The sequence below is a fragment of the Rothia nasimurium genome, from assembly GCF_928382285.1.
Taxonomy (GTDB): Bacteria; Actinomycetota; Actinomycetes; order Actinomycetales; family Micrococcaceae; genus Rothia; species Rothia nasimurium_E.
This window is the reverse complement of record NZ_CAKMSS010000002.1, coordinates 263,825-279,512: the sequence shown is the minus strand read 5'-3', so window position 1 is coordinate 279,512 and position 15,688 is coordinate 263,825. Positions and strand designations below refer to the sequence as shown.

17 protein-coding genes are annotated in these 15,688 nt (G+C 61.4%); 8 read left to right on the top strand and 9 right to left on the bottom strand.

The features are described from left to right. Positions 1 to 33: 33 nt before the first annotated feature. Positions 34 to 1,182 carry a succinyl-diaminopimelate desuccinylase gene (gene dapE, locus L6758_RS04120; RefSeq protein ID WP_237204603.1) on the top strand — a complete coding sequence of 383 codons (1,149 nt, stop codon included), beginning with the start codon at positions 34 to 36 and terminating at the stop codon, positions 1,180 to 1,182. A 151-nt stretch (positions 1,183 to 1,333) separates the two neighbouring features. Here the strand turns inward: dapE and L6758_RS04115 are convergent, their stop codons facing one another. Genes L6758_RS04115 through L6758_RS04100 form a run of 4 tightly spaced genes read right to left on the bottom strand, consistent with a single transcriptional unit; the run spans position 1,334 to position 4,580 of the window. Next, entirely contained in the window at positions 1,334 to 2,251 is a 918-nt protein-coding gene (locus L6758_RS04115) for an amino acid ABC transporter permease (RefSeq protein ID WP_237204602.1), read from the bottom strand. Further along, entirely contained in the window at positions 2,248 to 2,931 is a 684-nt protein-coding gene (locus L6758_RS04110; RefSeq protein WP_135013730.1) for an amino acid ABC transporter permease, read from the bottom strand. Before L6758_RS04110 ends, L6758_RS04115 begins: the two co-directional genes overlap by 4 nt. A 59-nt stretch (positions 2,932 to 2,990) precedes the next feature. Continuing rightward, positions 2,991 to 3,839: a glutamate ABC transporter substrate-binding protein gene (locus L6758_RS04105; RefSeq protein WP_237204601.1), complete on the bottom strand. Its 849-nt coding sequence runs from the start codon at positions 3,837 to 3,839 to the stop codon at positions 2,991 to 2,993. Positions 3,840 to 3,851: 12 nt separating this feature from the next. Continuing rightward, the gene (locus L6758_RS04100; protein ID WP_237204664.1) at positions 3,852 to 4,580 is read right to left on the bottom strand and encodes an amino acid ABC transporter ATP-binding protein; all 729 of its coding nucleotides are present in this window, start codon (positions 4,578 to 4,580) and stop codon (positions 3,852 to 3,854) included. Positions 4,581 to 4,800: 220 nt separating this feature from the next. On the opposite strand from L6758_RS04100, the gene L6758_RS04095 reads away from it, so the two are divergent. From L6758_RS04095 to L6758_RS04085, 3 genes are all read left to right on the top strand, one after another. Beyond that, positions 4,801 to 5,157: a DivIVA domain-containing protein gene (locus tag L6758_RS04095; protein WP_237204600.1), complete on the top strand. Its 357-nt coding sequence runs from the start codon at positions 4,801 to 4,803 to the stop codon at positions 5,155 to 5,157. Between the two features lie 4 nt (positions 5,158 to 5,161). After that, on the top strand, positions 5,162 to 6,481 hold the full coding sequence (locus L6758_RS04090; RefSeq protein WP_237211873.1) for a hypothetical protein: 1,320 nt from the start codon (positions 5,162 to 5,164) through the stop codon (positions 6,479 to 6,481). Between the two features lie 122 nt (positions 6,482 to 6,603). Next, positions 6,604 to 6,765: a DUF3117 domain-containing protein gene (locus tag L6758_RS04085; RefSeq protein ID WP_237204598.1), complete on the top strand. Its 162-nt coding sequence runs from the start codon at positions 6,604 to 6,606 to the stop codon at positions 6,763 to 6,765. 56 nt (positions 6,766 to 6,821) lie between these two features. On the opposite strand, the gene L6758_RS04080 is transcribed toward L6758_RS04085, so the two are convergent. Continuing rightward, positions 6,822 to 7,463, bottom strand: coding sequence for an O-methyltransferase (locus L6758_RS04080; protein ID WP_237185782.1), 642 nt, complete (start codon positions 7,461 to 7,463; stop codon positions 6,822 to 6,824). Positions 7,464 to 7,573: 110 nt separating this feature from the next. Between L6758_RS04080 and L6758_RS04075 the strand changes: the two genes are divergently transcribed. Beyond that, positions 7,574 to 7,939, top strand: a complete 366-nt coding sequence (locus tag L6758_RS04075; RefSeq protein WP_135013724.1) for a Sec-independent protein translocase TatB — start codon at positions 7,574 to 7,576, stop codon at positions 7,937 to 7,939. Positions 7,940 to 8,030: 91 nt separating this feature from the next. On the opposite strand, the gene L6758_RS04070 is transcribed toward L6758_RS04075, so the two are convergent. From L6758_RS04070 to L6758_RS04060, 3 genes are read right to left on the bottom strand one after another with little or no spacing between them, the layout of a single operon-like run. Next, a complete protein-coding gene (locus L6758_RS04070; RefSeq protein WP_237204597.1) occupies positions 8,031 to 9,164 on the bottom strand; it encodes a P-loop NTPase in 1,134 nt (377 codons plus the stop codon). Between the two features lie 12 nt (positions 9,165 to 9,176). Beyond that, on the bottom strand, positions 9,177 to 9,875 hold the full coding sequence (locus L6758_RS04065; protein WP_237204596.1) for a DUF1003 domain-containing protein: 699 nt from the start codon (positions 9,873 to 9,875) through the stop codon (positions 9,177 to 9,179). Continuing rightward, positions 9,868 to 11,175, bottom strand: coding sequence for a magnesium transporter MgtE N-terminal domain-containing protein (locus L6758_RS04060; RefSeq protein WP_237204595.1), 1,308 nt, complete (start codon positions 11,173 to 11,175; stop codon positions 9,868 to 9,870). Before L6758_RS04060 ends, L6758_RS04065 begins: the two co-directional genes overlap by 8 nt. 138 nt (positions 11,176 to 11,313) lie before the next feature. Between L6758_RS04060 and L6758_RS04055 the strand changes: the two genes are divergently transcribed. Further along, on the top strand, positions 11,314 to 12,399 hold the full coding sequence (locus L6758_RS04055) for a general stress protein (RefSeq protein WP_237204594.1): 1,086 nt from the start codon (positions 11,314 to 11,316) through the stop codon (positions 12,397 to 12,399). Then, positions 12,396 to 12,761, top strand: a complete 366-nt coding sequence (locus L6758_RS04050) for a hypothetical protein (RefSeq protein WP_237204593.1) — start codon at positions 12,396 to 12,398, stop codon at positions 12,759 to 12,761. Before L6758_RS04055 ends, L6758_RS04050 begins: the two co-directional genes overlap by 4 nt. Before the next feature lie 225 nt (positions 12,762 to 12,986). Here the strand turns inward: L6758_RS04050 and L6758_RS04045 are convergent, their stop codons facing one another. Further along, positions 12,987 to 14,537, bottom strand: a complete 1,551-nt coding sequence (locus L6758_RS04045; RefSeq protein ID WP_237204592.1) for an aminopeptidase P family protein — start codon at positions 14,535 to 14,537, stop codon at positions 12,987 to 12,989. A 120-nt stretch (positions 14,538 to 14,657) separates the two neighbouring features. Between L6758_RS04045 and L6758_RS04040 the strand changes: the two genes are divergently transcribed. Continuing rightward, a complete protein-coding gene (locus L6758_RS04040) occupies positions 14,658 to 15,482 on the top strand; it encodes a PHP domain-containing protein (RefSeq protein ID WP_237204591.1) in 825 nt (274 codons plus the stop codon). Positions 15,483 to 15,688: the final 206 nt, after the last annotated feature.

The following is a 15,688-nucleotide window of genomic DNA, read 5'->3' as shown; positions in this document are numbered from 1 at the left end:
GTGCGGGGCGCTATCTGCTTGTATGGTGGAACTATGACCAAGAACCCTACCCTCGCCCAGGCCGCTGAGTTCGCTCAGGTGGGCCCCGGCGTCCTGAACCTAACCCAGCCCGTTGAAGACCTGACCGCTGATCTGCTCAATATTTATTCTGTTTCTGGCGCCGAGGTGCGCCTGGCGGACGCCGTGCAGGCGGCCCTTGAGGGGATCGGCGGCTTAGAGATAACCCGCGACGGCGATGCCATCATCGCCCGCACTAACCTGGGCCGGGATACCCGCATTGTGCTGGCAGGCCACCTAGATACGGTGCCTCTACCACGCGCTGAGGGCTCACGAGGCACCGTACCCGCCTCTTGGTCTGAGGAAGCGGGGGAGCGGGTTCTCTACGGCCGCGGAGCCGTGGATATGAAGGGCGGGGTTGCCGTGCAGCTAGCCCTAGCTGCCCACTTGAAGGAACCCCACTACGATATCACCTACGTCTTTTATGACAATGAAGAAGTTGCATCAGAGCTCTCAGGGCTTGCCCGCCTGATGCGCAACCACCGGGAGAAGCTGACCGATGCGGCCTTTGCCGTGCTCCTGGAGCCCACCGACGGCACCATCGAAGGTGGCTGCAACGGCACCATCCGCTTCTGGATTCGCACCTCGGGTGTCGCCGCCCATTCTGGTCGCGCTTGGAAGGGCGTCAACGCTATCCACAAGATGGCGGACGTTCTGGGGCGTCTTGCTGCCTACCAGCCTGCCACCTATGAGGTTGAGGGCCTGGCCTACCGTGAGGGGCTCAATGCCGTGCAAATTTCAGGCGGGGTGGCCGGGAACGTGATTCCCGATGAATCCGGCGTGCACATCAACTACCGCTTTGCTCCCAACAAGACCCTGGACGAAGCCGTCGCGCACCTGCATGAGGTTTTTGAGGGCTACGAGCTAGACTTCGTTGACCTCTCATCAGCTGCCCGCCCGGGCCTGGACGCGCCCATGTCGCGCTCGCTGATTGAGTCGGTGGGCCAAGCCCCCAAGCCCAAGTACGGGTGGACGGACGTCGCTCGCTTCAGTGAGATCGGTATCCCCGCCGTGAACTTTGGGCCCGGAGATGCCCTGCTGGCTCACACCGATAACGAGCACGTTAAAGCCTCCGAGGTGCGTACCTGCTATACGGCGCTGGAAAGCTGGCTGACGGCGTCCTAACCCTGCCAGCCTGTGCAGACTTCTTGGGCTGTGTGCAGAGAAAAACCTGCTCACAGCCCAAGAACCCTGCACAGCCCCATCGAGAAAAAGGTTAAGGGCCCCATCGTATGATGGGGCCCTTGGCCTGTAACCGGAGCGTCAAGCGCGGACGCTAGTGCTTGGGGATCTTGAACATCAGCTCGGTCTTGGGTCGGGCTTCGTCCACCTCACCGGGCACACCGTCGGCGTGCTTGATCTCTACGTCGGAGCGGGAGCTCATGTACTTAGCGAGCCACTCGGCGAAGAGGGTCAGGGCGAAGTTGATCACCACGAAGATGAGGGCTGCCAGCAGGAGCATCTGCAAGATATTGCCCTCGCCAGAGCCGAAGCGGCGGGCAGCGGCCAGCAGCTCGGGGTAGGAGATGATGTAGCCCAGGGCGGTGTCCTTGAGAATGACCACGAACTGCGAGAGCAGCGAGGGCATCATGGCGGTCAGAGCCTGGGGTACCAGAATCAGGGTCAGCACCTTCCAGGGGGTCAGGCCGATAGCCAGACCGGCTTCACCCTGGCCCTTGGGTAGCTGCTGAACACCGGAGCGCAGAAGCTCAGCGATGACCGAGCCGTTGTAGAGGGTCAGACCCAGAACCACGGCGATAAAGGGCAGCTGTGAGGGGGCAAAGAGGTTGAGTTTGCCCAAAAAGAGCCAGAAGAAAATCATCATCATCAGCACGGGAACGGCGCGGAAGAACTCCACGACCACGGTACCGAAGGCTCGCACGGCCTTATTGGGTGACAGGCGGGCCAGACCGAAGAAGAGACCGAAAGCCACCGAGGTGACCACAGAGATCAGGGCTGCTGAGAGGGTCTTCCAGAGGGCGGGCAGAATGTAGTTGGCCCAGAGGTTACCCGAGAAGAGGGAAGTCCACTTATCGGCTTCCAGCTGGCCCTGGCGGTTCATCACCATCATGACGTAGGCAAAGCCTGCTGCCAGGAGCACAAGAGCCACGATGTTGAAGATGCGGGTTCGGGCGCGGGCCTTGGGGCCGGGTACGTCAAAGAGTACCGAGGTTGAGGTCATACGCTTGCTCATCGCTTCACCGCCAGTTTACGAGAGGCCCAGGTGGTTAGCAGGCCGATGGGGACAACAATAATCACAAAGCCCATGGCGAAGACGAAGAAGATCATGAAGATGAGGTCTGAGTTGAACTCAATCATGGACTTCATCATGCCTGAGGCCTCAGCGACTGAGGCTACGGTGGCTACGGTGGTGTTCTTGGCTAGCGCAATCAGGGTGTTGCCCAGCGGAGTGATGGAGCCGCGTAGAGCCTGCGGGAAAATCACGTAGCGGGCGGTAGGCAGGAAGCCCAGGCCGATGGCGCGGGCCGCTTCAGCCTGGCCGACGGGTACAGTATTGACGCCGGAGCGGATGGCCTCACAGACGAAGGCTGCGTGGTAGATGGCAAGGACGATAACGGCGTAGATAAAGAAGTTCCACTCAAAGCTGGTTGCTAGTGAGAGCTGGAACTGGGTCCACACGCCCAGGATTGCCAGGGTCATCAGAATGGTCAGCGGGGTGTTGCGGACCAGGTGCACGTAGGCGGTGCCCGCCCAGCGTAGGGAGGGCACGGGCGAAATACGCATAAGTGCTAGCAGGGAGCCGAGGACGAAAGATCCGATGGCTGCCCAGAAGGTCAGCTGGATGTTGGTCCAGAAGGCGCCGATGACGTCGTAGGTGGCAAAGAGCGTGGAGAGCTGTTCAGAGAACGACATGAAAGCCTCCGATGGTTGAAAGATTGTGGTGTGGTGAAGGTGCGCTGGGCGTCGCGGCCTTATTTGGCGTCAACGGTGGCGCAGGCGTCGGTGAGGACGGGCGGGTTCAGCTCGGCGTTGTAGGTGTAGTTAGCGGCACCTACGTTCTTTTTGATGGCTTCTTCCCAGGCGCCGGTTTCGACCATCTTGTTGATGGCTGCGTTGATGGCGGCGCACTTGTCGGAGCCCTTGGGCAGGCCGACACCGTAGTTTTCGGTGGAGAAGGTGTTGCCCACGAGCTTGAGCTCGCCCTGATTGGCCTTGGTAGAGGCAAGGCCCGCGAGGATGATGTCGTCGGTGGTCACAGCATCGACCATGCCGGCGTTGAGGGCGACGACGCAGTCAGAGTAGGAGTTCTGCTGAACCAGCTGGACCTCTGATGAGTACTTATCCTGGATCTTCTTTGCACTGGTTGAGCCGGTGACGGAGCACAGGTTCTTCCCGGCAAGAGACTCGGGGCCGGTGATGTCGGTGTTCTCTGCCTGGACCAGCAGGTCCTGGCCAGCGACGAAGTAGGGGCCGGCGAAGTCGACGGTCTTGAGTCGCTTTTCGGTGATGGAGTAGGTCGCAAAAATCATGTCTACCTGGTTGTTGGTGAGCATGTTTTCGCGGTTGGCGCTGGGGGCTTCGACCCATTCGATCTGGTCTTCGGAGTAGCCGAGTTCAGCTGCAACGTAGCGGGCTACGTCGGTGTCGAAGCCGGTGTAGTCGCGTCCGTCCTGGTAGCCCAGGCCGGGCTGGTCGTACTTGATGCCGATGCGGATGGTGTCTTCGCTACCGGTGGTGGAGCAACCGGAGAGCGCGAGGACGCCGGTGGCGAGCAGAGCGGCGCAGGCTGCGGCTTTTGCTTTGGCGCGGGAGAGGTTCATGGCTGGCCGTCCTTAGTGACCCAGGATCTTACCCAGGAAGTCCTTGGCGCGGTCTGACTGGGGGTTGGTGAAGAACTGGTCGGGGGTGGCTTCTTCGACGATTTCGCCGTCGGCCAGGAAGACGATGCGGTCTGCTGCCTTGCGGGCGAAGCCCATTTCGTGGGTTACCACGATCATGGTCATGCCTTCGCGGGCGAGAGAGACCATGGTGTCGAGTACTTCGTTGACCATTTCGGGGTCAAGGGCGCTGGTGGGCTCGTCGAAGAGCATGACCTTGGGCTTCATGGCGAGGGCGCGGGCGATAGCGACGCGCTGCTGCTGGCCGCCGGAGAGCTGGGCGGGCATCTTGGAGGCCTGGTTATCGACACCAACCTTCTTGAGCAGGCTCATGGCTAGCTCTTCGGCTTCGGCCTTGCCCATACCGCGTACCTTGCGGGGGCCGAGGGTGACATTTTCTAGGATGGTCTTGTGGGCAAAGAGGTTGAAGGACTGGAAGACCATACCGACTTCTGCGCGCAGGTTGGCGAGTTCTTTGCCTTCTTCGGGTAGTTTTTTGCCGTCGATGGTGATGGTGCCGTCGGTGATGGTTTCAAGACGATTGATGGTGCGGCAGAGGGTTGACTTGCCGGAGCCGGAGGGGCCGAGGAGGACGACGACTTCGCCTCTGCCGATGGAAAGGTTGATGTCCTTGAGGACGTGGTTCTCACCGTAGTGCTTGTTGACCTGGGTGAGCTGAACCAGTGCGTCAGTAGTCACTGGGCTTCCTCTCTTGTGGTGGATTCAGTGCGTGCGCCGGTAGCATTGAGGTGCTGTGGCACAAACCAAATGGTGTATGTGCCTTACCTTACCCCCTGTAAGGTAAACAACTTGTTACACGGGGTGTCGTGTTTTTGCAGTCATATTTGTTGGGTTTTGTTGAGTGGTGCTGGGCGAGAGGGCTTGGCTCCTGCGGGAGGACGGTATGAATTATCTACTGGTTGCGGTGACTTTTGTGGTGCTGGCGGCGGTGATGGCCGGGTGCGCGGTGTTGGGCACTGACCGGTTAATTCCGGGGCGGAAGGCTATCGATGCGGTCAGCAAGGACGGCCTAGCGCTGGTTCCTGCCGCTGATCCGCCCCTGATTCTTTCGGACCGTCCGGGTGCGGACGAGCTGGAGCGGGTTCGATTTGCGACCTCGGCCCTGGGCTATAACCGCGATGAGGTTGATGGGGTGCTCGCTAAGGTGGTTGCTGAGAACAGCCGCCTGCGGGCAGAGCTTGAGGCCCTGCGCGGTGCTCGGGGTCAGGACGCCGCTACCGACTTTCGCGGGGAGGGCTAGGGGAGTGGGGCGTCCGTCCGCACCACAGCATAGCGGGGTGCTTGACCGCGCCACTGCGACCCTGAGCGTGAGCGCCAGTCGGGGCCTGCTGTTCTTCACGAGCCTGCCCATCGGCCTGCGAGTGGCCCTGGTATATGCCGCAAGCCGGCTCTGGGGCTGGTTTATTTTCTCAACCGTGGGCCTGCACCAGACCTTTAGCCCCTGGAAAAATACCTCGATGGGCTACCTGGAGTTTGTCACTATTTGGGACGCCGACTGGTACGCCAAGATAGCCGCTGGCGGCTACCCTGCGGTTCTCCCCGTGGACGCCAACGGTCACGTTGCCCAAAACGAATGGGCTTTCTACCCCCTCTACCCCCTGATTAGCGGTGCCATGGCGAGTGCGACCGGGCTGAGCTATCAGGCGGTTGCCCCTACTATCTCCCTGCTGTTTGGTTTTGGGGCAGCCTGGTTTATCTACCGGCTCTTTGAAACCAGCCTACAGGTGCGCGGGGCAGCTACCGGGGGCGCTACTGCCCACCGGGGCACTGAGCTAGAGACAACCGCCCTGTGGGCAACTGCTGCCGTCAGCTTCTGCGCCGTTGCACCGATTCTGCAAACCGGCTATGCCGAGGCAACCGGCCTCTTTTTCCTGGCCTGGGCCCTCTACTGGCTGGTGCAGCAACGCTATGTGCTTCTGCTTCTTCCGGCCTTTGGGGCGGCCCTGTCCCGCCCTGTGGGCGTGCCCCTGGGAGCCGTGGTTGGCATCTGGTGGTTCGTGTGCTGGGTTCAGCAGGCTCGCGCTGAGAACCTGCTGAGCGCCTTGAAAGCGACCGCCCCGCAGCTGGCCTCTGCCCTCACCGTGTGTGCTTTTGCCTTTATCCACCCGGCCATTGCCTGGGCGTCCACCGGGCGTATCGACGCCTACACCGCGACCGAGGCCGCGTGGAGAGCTGGCGGGGAGCACGTTCTGCCCTTTATGCCCTGGTACACCCAGAGCCAGCTCTACCTGGGGCAGATGCTGGGCCCCCTCGTCCTTATCCTGCTACTGGGCGCCTACTTGCTGGCCCTGCTGGCTCCCGTGACCCGGCGGGTACTCCACCCGGCGCTCATCACCTGGTGTGCTGCCTACGCGGTGTATATGCTGGCCTTCTTCAACCCGCAGTCCTCCACCTTCCGCCTACTGCTGCCCCTCTTCCCGCTCCTTCTGCCCCTCGTGGCCCTATCCGCTTCGCGGGCCTACCGCTGGCTGCTGATTCTTAGCGGAGCAACCCTGCAATTTGGCTGGGTCGGCTGGCTCTGGCACTGGAAGCAGCTACCCGGCGGCGGAGACTACCCGCCCTAAACCTGTAAGTTTCCACCCAAAAACGCCAGAAGTGAGCCACTAAGCACTATGATTAAAAGAAGGTGAGACCGGCAACAGAAGCCAAGAAACCGCAGACCAACCCTCGTTGAAGGAGAACCAAGATGGCAGCTCAGAAACCACGCACCGGCGACGGCCCCCTCGAAATCGTGCGCGAAGGGCGCAGCATCGTCATGCGCATTCCCGTTGAAGGTGGCGGCCGCCTGGTTCTTGATATCACCGAAGAAGAAGTCGAGGCGATCCGCGAGTGCGTTGAAAACGTCTAGGCTTCGGCTCTAAGCCCGGCCCCTGCTCCGAACCCCACCGGTTTGGGGCGGGGGCTTTAGCGTTTGTAGACCAGGTAAAGACCCTCGCCCGCGTGTACAAGGGAGACAAAAACATCGGCGGTGCAGGCCGCTACCTCGTGTAAGACAGAGCGTACCGAAACGGTCACGGCATCGCGGGCTGTAGGGTTAGCAACAGCCCCGCCCACCAGCGGGTCATGCAGAATCAGGAGCCCGCCAGGTTCTAGGAGGGCCAGCGTATCGTAGACCAGCTGTTCAGCTAGCTGGCTGCCGGCGTCAATGAAGGCCAGGTCGTAGGAGGCTGCTGAGAGGCGGGGGAGTACCTCGGCAGCATCGCCGGTGATGACGCGCACCCGGTGGCTCTTATCAAGACCGGCAGCTGCCAGCAGCGTGCGGGTTGCCTGGCAACGGGTGGCATCGATATCGATGGCGGTTAGCGCCGCACCGGGGGCCAGGCCCGTGAGCAGGGCAGCCGTAGCAACGCCGGCCCCGCAACCGATTTCTACAGCGTGTTGGGCTTTGGTAGCTGCCGCGAGCACCGTAAGCAGGGAAGCTACCGACGGGGCGACGGGGGCGGCGTCCAACCGCTCGGCCCCAGCCCGGGCAGAAGCCACCGCAGGAGCCTCCAACGGGAACTCTTCAGCATAAACCCAGCTTCGAGCCTGTTCCTGAGTATTCACCTAGTACTTCACCTTCACATGAGTGCGCGCGAGAATGATTCTGGAAACATCTTAATCAACCCCGCTCGTTTTATGGGCGAACACTCGGGCTGAGCTGGTAATCTCTTTGTGTGTTTGGAATTAGCGGCCTCGAATTTATCGTTCTAGCGATTCTGGTGTTTGTTGTCATCGGGCCAGAACGCATGCCCGAATATGCCCAGCAGCTCAAAGACTTTATCAAGTGGGTTCGCCGTATGGCCTTTGACGCTAAGGACGACCTCAAAGAAACTCTCGGCCCCGACCTGGGCGATATCAACTGGCGCCAGTATGACCCCCGCCAGTACGATCCCCGCGTCATTGTGCGCGAGGCTTTTGCTGAGGACGACGAAGAGCGCCGCAAGGAACTTGAAGAAAAGGCGGCAGCTGCACCGGCTCCCTCTGTGAGTGTGCGCCTGCCCCGCGGCGCCTGGGCCCCCTTCGATACTGAGGCCACCTAAACTCTTTCTCCCGCCAAGGGGACCTGATTTTCAAAAAAGGACCGCATATTATGCGGTCCTTTTGAAGTTTTGCGGTCCCCTTGAGCCGGGGCTAGACGGTAAAGGGTAGGGGGGCTCCCGCTAGCCCGCGCGGACGGTGGGTCAGCGCCCTGGCGGTCTTCACCAGCTCCTGGGCCGCGGCGGTCTCGGGCGCACCCCAGACCACCGGGGTGCCGGCGTCCCCGCCCTCGCGCAGGGCAACCTCGAGCGGTACCGACCCCAGCAGGGGCACCTCGTAGCCCAGGGCCCTGCCCAGGGACTCGGTGAGGACGGCCCCGCCCCCTTCTCCGAAGAGGGGTAGGGTGGTGCCGTCCGGCAGCTGCATGGCGGCCATATTTTCTAGCACCCCAATCACCTTCTGCTCGGTCTGTAGGCTGAGGGTACCGGCCCGCTGGGCCACGTCCACAGCAGCCAGCTGCGGGGTTGAGACCAGAAGAATCTCGGCGTGGGGCAGCAGCTGGGCCATTGAAATCGCGATATCGCCGGTGCCCGGGGGCAGATCGAGGAAGAGCACATCCAGGTGACCGAAGTGCACGTCGGTGAGGAACTGCTCTAGAGCCCGGTGCAGCATAGGGCCGCGCCAGGCGACCGGCTGGTCGGGCTTCACGAACATACCGATAGAAATTACCTTGATGACACCGCCACCTGAAGGGGCCTCAACCACAGGCGGAATAATCATGTCGTCCATGCGGGTAGGGCCAGCGGTAATGCCCAGCAGTCCGGGAATCGAGAACCCGTGCACATCGGCGTCAATAATGCCAACGCTCAAACCCATGGAGGCACAGGCCGCTGCCAGGTTAGCAGTCGCAGAGGACTTGCCGACCCCGCCCTTACCCGAAGCTACCGCAAAGATACGGGTCAGCGAGCCGGGGGCAGTAAAAGGGTTCTGCTTGGTGTGGCCAAGACGCTGGCGCAGGGTCGCGCGCTGATCCGGGCTCATATAACCAATCTCAAGCTGCACCTCGCTCACCTGCTCCAGGGCAGAGACCGCGGCGCGGACGTCCGCCTCAATCGTCGAACGCAGGGGGCAGCCCTCAATGGTCAGGAGCACCCTGATATCGGCGACCGAACCGGTCAGCTCAGCCCGGTCGACCATACCCAACTCGGTGATGGGCTGGCGCAGCTCAGGGTCAATAACGGTTGCAAGAGCTGCAAGCAGCTCCTCATTCAGATGTGATGTCTGCATGGGGTAAATCGCCTACTCAAACGAGCGGTCGATGTCCTTTACCTTCTTCTTCTTACGCATTTTCGGGTGGTCATCGCTCAGCACATCAAAGGCGCTGGTCACAGGCTGGGCGGCATTGGGATCGAAGGGCTTAGTTTCTTCGGGTGCCTCAAGCTCATTCGCCTTAGCCGCCAGGGCCTCAGCGCGGGCAAAGAGCTCCTCCTGGCGACGCTGCACCTCAGCGAGCTCTTCCATAATGTCGCGCATCTCGCCGCGCACAAAGTCACGGGTGGCAACCTCACGCAGGGTAATACGCAAGGACGCAATCTCACGGGTCAGATACTCGGTCTCCTCGAGGTTACGCTGGTCGCGCTGCCTGTCCTGGCGGGCAACCACGCGGTCGCGGTCGTCCTGCCGATTCTGCGCCAGTAGCAGCAGGGGAGCCGCATACGAAGCCTGCAAAGAGAGCATCAGCGTGAGCAGGGTAAAGTTCAGCGCACGGGGGTCAAACTGAAGCTCCTCAGGTGCCAGGGTATTCCAACCCAACCAGAGGGCACAGAAAATCGTCATCCACAGCAAAAACTGCGGAGTACCCATAAAACGCGCAATTTTTTCGGTCATTTGACCGAAAGCATCGGGGTTAGGGCTCAGCTGAAAGAGAGGCCGCCGCTTCTTCTGCTGAGGGGTCCCGAGAGTCTGCGCTGAATCGTTGCGCTCGCGTGCATCACTCAAAGCGGCGGCCTACCTTTCGAATTGGGGTTCCATCGTCATAGGTGCGCCAGTCGTCGGGCAGCATCTCATCGAGCACGTCATCCACGGTGACCGCCCCAACCAGGCGGTCGTAGTCGTTGACCACCGGGATAATGGTCAGGTCGTAGGTTGCCAGCACGCGGGTTACTTCTTCAATGCTGGCTGCGTCGGTGACCGGCTCAATGGAGGTGTCGATGATGTTGCCTACCTGCTCGCTGGGGGAGTGCCGGAGCAGGCGCTGCATGTGCACAATGCCCAGGTACTTGCCGGTGGGGGTTTCAAGGGGCGGACGCGTGACCACAACCGCCGCTGCCATGGCAGGGGAGATTTCTTCCTGGCGGATATGGGCCAGCGCTTCAGCTACGGTCGCTTCGGGCGAAAGAATGATCGGCACCGGGTTCATGAGCGAACCGGCGGTACCCTCCTCGTATTCGAGCAGGCGGCGCACGTCGTCCGAATCTTCGGGGTCCATCAGGGTCAGCAGCTCTTCACGCTGGGTGTCTGAGAGCTCACCCAGAAGGTCGGCGGCGTCGTCCGGTTCCATCTCTTCCAGAACGTTGACCGCTCGCTCCACCTCAAGGTGGGACAGAATCTGCACCTGGTCTTCTTCGGGGAGCTCCTGCAGCACGTCCGCTAGGCGTTCGTCCTGGAGCTCCTGGGCCACCTCAACCATGCGCTTATCGGGCATCTCGTGAATAGCGTCTGCCAGGTCAGCGGGGTTGGAGTCTTCGTGGCTTGCCACAAACGCGGTTGCAGCCTGCGGCTCAAAATCTGTGGAGAGAATGACCTCGTCCCAGTCCACAATCAGGGTTTCCTTGCGGCGGCGCATCAGGCTGGTGTGGCCGCGCGAAATAAAGAGCTCAGAGATAAACCAGTCGCCGTTGCGGCGCTGCTCCATCGCAACGTCCTCAATCTGAGCCCTACCCGACCCGTCACGTAGCTGTACCTTGCGGTCAAAGAGCTCACCGACCACCAGAGCCTCAGAACCGCGCTGCTCAAAGCGGCGCAGGTTCACCAGACCGGTCAGAATCACCTGGGTGGAGTCGATACTGGTCACACGAGTCATGGGCACGAAGATGCGCTTCTTCCCCAGAATCTCGATGACGATACCCACCACAACGGGCTCCTTGAGTTTGGCCAAAGACCCCACTGCGTTGAACTGGGTGAAACCGCTTTTCAGCACCACCACATCGCGCAGACGGCCCAGGCGGTCGCCGTGGGGGTCAAAAACATCAAGACCCAGAAGGCGGGCGATAAAAATCTTGTTCGGTACGCTACTCACAGTTATCAAGGGTACTCGCCCCAGCCCAGAGCTGCCACCGGTTGCCAGCACAATGAGAATCACCCTGCTTAGTTCACCTGTGGCGATACACCGGCGTGCTCCCAGCAAACTCCCTGCACTTTGCGAAAAAATAGGGGCATGGATCAACTCAAAGCACCTCCCGCACTGGCCATGGCAGACGGCACCCACCTACCTCCCGGCGAGCTGGTAGCTACCTTTACCGACCGTAAAGAGGTCAACAAGGCTATCGAATTTCTTGCCAGCCAGAAGTTCCCCGTGCACTCCCTCTACGTGGTGGGCCGGGACGTGCAGCAGGTTGATTACGTTACCGGTCAGGCCACCTACCCGCGGGCGGCCCTCAGTGGCGTCTTCCAGGGCCTGAGCCTCGGTGCCCTGGTCGCCCTCTTCAATGCCGTGATCACCCAGACCTCGATTCTGGCCAACTTCCTGAGCATTGTGCCCCTGGCTATTGCCTTCTGCATGATTTACGCAATTATCGTTGCTTCCCGCACCAAGGGCCGCGGTATCCGTACTCGCACCCAGATGCTGCCCCAGCGCTTTGACCTGATGGCTATTCCTGCCACTGCCCAGGCTGCCCGCCATCTGCTGCGCGTGACCGTCCAGCCTGGTGGCACCCACAGCGGCGTGCACGGCCCCGGCACCCACCCCTTTGCCCAGAACGGGCAGACCTCAAGCCCCTATGTACACCCCGGCATGAGCCAGGCCAACCCTCAGGGCTATTCGGCCCAGCAGCCCCAGGGCGCCCCCAGCAGCCAGCAGGTGCAGAATGGCCAAGGGGCCCAGAACGGTCAGCAGGCCCCCCAATGGTTTGCCCCCTCAGCCCCCTCTCCCAAGCAAGAGCAGGCCCCCGAACCCTTCCTGCCTGGATTTAACCCGGCGGATCAGAAGCAGGACCAGGCACCGGCAGCCGAGCAGCGTCCGTCCGCCCCCGTCTTCACCCCTCCCGCTGAAACCAACCGCGACGGCTCGAAGGCTACCGGTAAATTCGGTCTGCGCGTGGAGTCCCCCGAAGAATTTGAGCAGATGATCCGCAAGGCCCCCGAGCCCCCCGCCACCAACGAGCGTATCGAAGCGATCCGCGCAGAAAAGGGCGAGCAGCGCTACGGCCTGCGCGTGGAAACCCCCGAAGAATTTGAGGCAACCATCCGCAAGGCCCCCGAAACAGCAGAAGCCGAGCAGACACCGCAGAAGGACGGCCAATGACACCCGACCAGAAACTCGCCACCCGCTTTGAAGAACTCATCGGCTACATCGGCGAGAACAACCAGCACCTCATTATCGAATTCCTCACCGGCGACTTTCAGCTCACCCTACCCAACGGCACGGTAAAAACCGCCCAGGAGTGGATCGACGATCTCGACGAAGACCTCTTCGACCTCGACGAGGCAACCATTGAAGATATCGCCACCACCGCCGGGGAAGAAACCGGATTGGCTACCGCTCAGGTACAGCTGGTAGGAACCGCCTACGAGCAGGACGTCACCGGCCCCCACTGTTTCGAGGCTACCTTCATCTGGACCTTCTCAGACTGGTTCATCAAGTCCCTAAAAATCACCCGCCTCTAAACGGCAAAACCTAACGAAAACCCCGCCCGCTCTGGAAGAGAGCAGGCGGGGTTTCGTTATGCAGTTGAGAGGCCAGTTCATCAGGGGTTACGCAGGCTCGCACTCGCTGCCGACCCTCTCGCTGGTTCGCTAGCGCTCACAAGCGATTCACGCCAGCCCCGAGCCAGCAGCTTCGCTGCGAGCCTGCTTCACCGACTCCTATGAACAAGCCCCATAGCACCTTACTTAGCGGGAGTTCTCCGCCATCCAGGCTTCGATACCCTCAACGGTGCGGGGCAGGGCGGCAGAAAGGTTCTCGTTGCCGTCCTCGGTGACCAGCACGTCGTCCTCGATACGGATACCGATGCCGCGCAGCTCCTCGGGGATAGCGAGATCTTCTTCCTTGAAGTAGAGACCGGGCTCAATGGTAAAGACCATGCCGGGTTCGATGATGCCCTCCATGTAGAGCTCGTTCTTGGCCTGGGCGCAGTCGTGCACATCGAGGCCCAGGTGGTGGCTGGTGCCGTGGGGCATCCAGCGGCGGTGCTGGCCGCCCTCAGCCGACAGGGAAACCTCAGCAGAGACGGGCAGCAGGCCCCACTCGTGCAGGCGGGTAGCCAGAACCTGCATGGCAGCGTCGTGAACCTCGTGGAACTTCTTACCCGGCACCGCAACCTTAAAGGCGGCGTCGGCAGCTTCGAGCACGATGTTGTAGGCCTTAGCCTGAATCTCGGAGAACTTGCCGTTGACCGGGAAGGTGCGGGTGACGTCCGCAGTGTAGAGGGTGTCGTCTTCAACGCCGGCGTCGAGCAGCAGCAGCTTACCCTCATCGACGGTGCCGTTATTGCGGATCCAGTGCAGGATAGTGGCGTTGTTACCGCAGGCTGCGATGGTGTCGTAGCCCAGGTCATTACCCTCAACACGGGCCTTGGTGAAGAAGGCGGTCTCGACCACGCGCTCGCCGCGGCGGTGGGCAATAGCTGTGGGCAGGGCCTTGACGACCTCAGCAAAACCGTCGATGGTCAGGTCAACCGAGCGGCGCAGGTTCTCCACCTCGATGGCGTCCTTGACCAGGCGGGCCTCAGACAGGGCCTCGGTCAAAGCAGCGTCGAGCTTATCTGACTCTTCTAGATCAACAGAGGTGTTGTAGCGGGAGGTATCGACCAGGGCATCGACATTCAGGTCAACGTTGCGCACCAGACGGATGCGCACCCCGCCCAGGGCCTCGGGGCCGGCGTTCTTGGTGATAGCTACCTCAAGCTCGCCCAGGTCCTTGGTGCGCAGACCGTACTCGGCACCCAGCGATTCGAGGGTGGGGCGGGGCCCAATCCAGAACTCCCCGTAGCGGGGATCGCGGTAGAACATCTCGGTATCGCGGCCTGCCAGAGGACGGAAGTAGAGGGTGACCTCGTGGTTGGAGCCGTTGTCTCCCTGACCCTCTTCAACGGGCTCAAAGACCAGCACCGCATCGGGCTCATGATCCAGACCTAGGCCGGTCTGGTGGGCAAAAGCAGAGTGGGGGCGGAAGCGGTAGTCGGTGTCGTTAGAGCGGACCTTGAGGGGGCCAGCGGGCAGAACCAGGCGCTCGCCGGGGAAGAGGGCTGAAATCTTGGCGCGGCGTTCTGCGGCGAAGTCGGCTACGCGGGCACGGGCAGGGAGCTGGTCGGACGCCGGCGCCCAGTTAGCTGCCATAAAGTCGGTAAAAGCGTTGGATTTGGGAGCTGCGGAGCGGTTGGTGACGCGCTCTTCGATGGGCTGATCGTCACCGGGAGTTGAGGTATTGTCGCTAGTAGTCATGCCTACCAGTCTAGTGAGCCGGGTAACGGCGCGTCTAGCTGAAGATAGTACCCTTGATACTTAAGGGTGGCTAATGGTTGCTATCTGTTACGGACGGGCCGCCGCAGGTAGTCTGGTGCTATGTACGACCTGCACACACACTCCCGTATTTCTGATGGCACCCAGCCGGTAGCCGAGCTGGTCGCCGACGTAGCCGCCGCCGGGCTTACCGGCTTCGCCCTGACCGACCACGACACTACCGCTGGCTGGGCAGAAGCTGAACAGACAGCCGGACGCCTGGGGCTAGACTTCCTGCCCGGCATGGAAATCTCGTGTTCGGCTCAGGGCGTGAGCATCCACCTGCTCTCCTACCTGCACGACCCGGCCAACGAAGCCCTCTTAGCTGAAATTAATCGCGCCCGCGACTCCCGGGTAGGCCGCGCCCAGCGCATGGTTGAAAGACTCGCCGAAGACTACCCAATCACCTGGGAGACCGTTCAAGAACAGATGCACGAGGGCGCTACCGTAGGCCGCCCCCACATCGCAGATGCCCTGGTAGCCTTAGGCGCGGTAGCCAACCGGTCAGAAGCCTTCGAAACTATCTTGACCACCCGCTCAAAATACTACGTACCCCACTACGCCGTGGACCCGGTGAAGGCTGTTGAACTGGTGCGCGCCGCAGGGGGCGTACCGGTCATGGCCCACCCCAAGGCGTCCGCCCGCGGAAAACTCGCCAGCAACAAAACCATCTACGCCATGATTGAGGCAGGGCTGGCCGGCTTTGAGGTCTACCACCGCGACAACCCCGAAGAAGGCCGCGCCTGGCTGCTTGAAACCGCAGCCAAACACGACCTTCTCGTCACCGGATCATCCGACTACCACGGCGCAGGCAAACCTAACCGCCTGGGCGAAAACACCACGCCCCGCGAGACGGTTGAGAAGATTCGTGAGATGTCTCGGGCATAAGGGGAGGGCAGACGCGCCAGGTTTCGCAGGCTCACGCTCGCTGTCGACCCTCTCGCCGGTTCGCTAGCTGGCTCGCAAGCTCGCCAGATTCGCACCGAGATTTGTTTTCCTCGCGAGCTCGGAATCTCGGTGCTCATCACCGGCGATTCACGCCAGCCCCGCGCCAACAGCTTCGCTGTGAGCCTGCTACACCTGCCCTACCCCCT

Bases quoted from the DNA above. Each gene is read 5' to 3' on its own strand.
- L6758_RS04095 (WP_237204600.1), top strand. From the start codon at position 4,801: ATGAATTATCTACTGGTTGCGGTGACTTTTGTGGTGCTGGCGGCGGTG.
- L6758_RS04105 (WP_237204601.1), bottom strand. From the start codon at position 3,839: ATGAACCTCTCCCGCGCCAAAGCAAAAGCCGCAGCCTGCGCCGCTCTG.
- L6758_RS04070 (WP_237204597.1), bottom strand. From the start codon at position 9,164: ATGCAGACATCACATCTGAATGAGGAGCTGCTTGCAGCTCTTGCAACC.
- L6758_RS04115 (WP_237204602.1), bottom strand. From the start codon at position 2,251: ATGAGCAAGCGTATGACCTCAACCTCGGTACTCTTTGACGTACCCGGC.
- L6758_RS04045 (WP_237204592.1), bottom strand. From the start codon at position 14,537: ATGACTACTAGCGACAATACCTCAACTCCCGGTGACGATCAGCCCATC.
- L6758_RS04055 (WP_237204594.1), top strand. From the start codon at position 11,314: ATGGATCAACTCAAAGCACCTCCCGCACTGGCCATGGCAGACGGCACC.
- L6758_RS04040 (WP_237204591.1), top strand. From the start codon at position 14,658: ATGTACGACCTGCACACACACTCCCGTATTTCTGATGGCACCCAGCCG.
- dapE (WP_237204603.1), top strand. From the start codon at position 34: ATGACCAAGAACCCTACCCTCGCCCAGGCCGCTGAGTTCGCTCAGGTG.
- L6758_RS04085 (WP_237204598.1), top strand. From the start codon at position 6,604: ATGGCAGCTCAGAAACCACGCACCGGCGACGGCCCCCTCGAAATCGTG.
- L6758_RS04050 (WP_237204593.1), top strand. From the start codon at position 12,396: ATGACACCCGACCAGAAACTCGCCACCCGCTTTGAAGAACTCATCGGC.
- L6758_RS04110 (WP_135013730.1), bottom strand. From the start codon at position 2,931: ATGTCGTTCTCTGAACAGCTCTCCACGCTCTTTGCCACCTACGACGTC.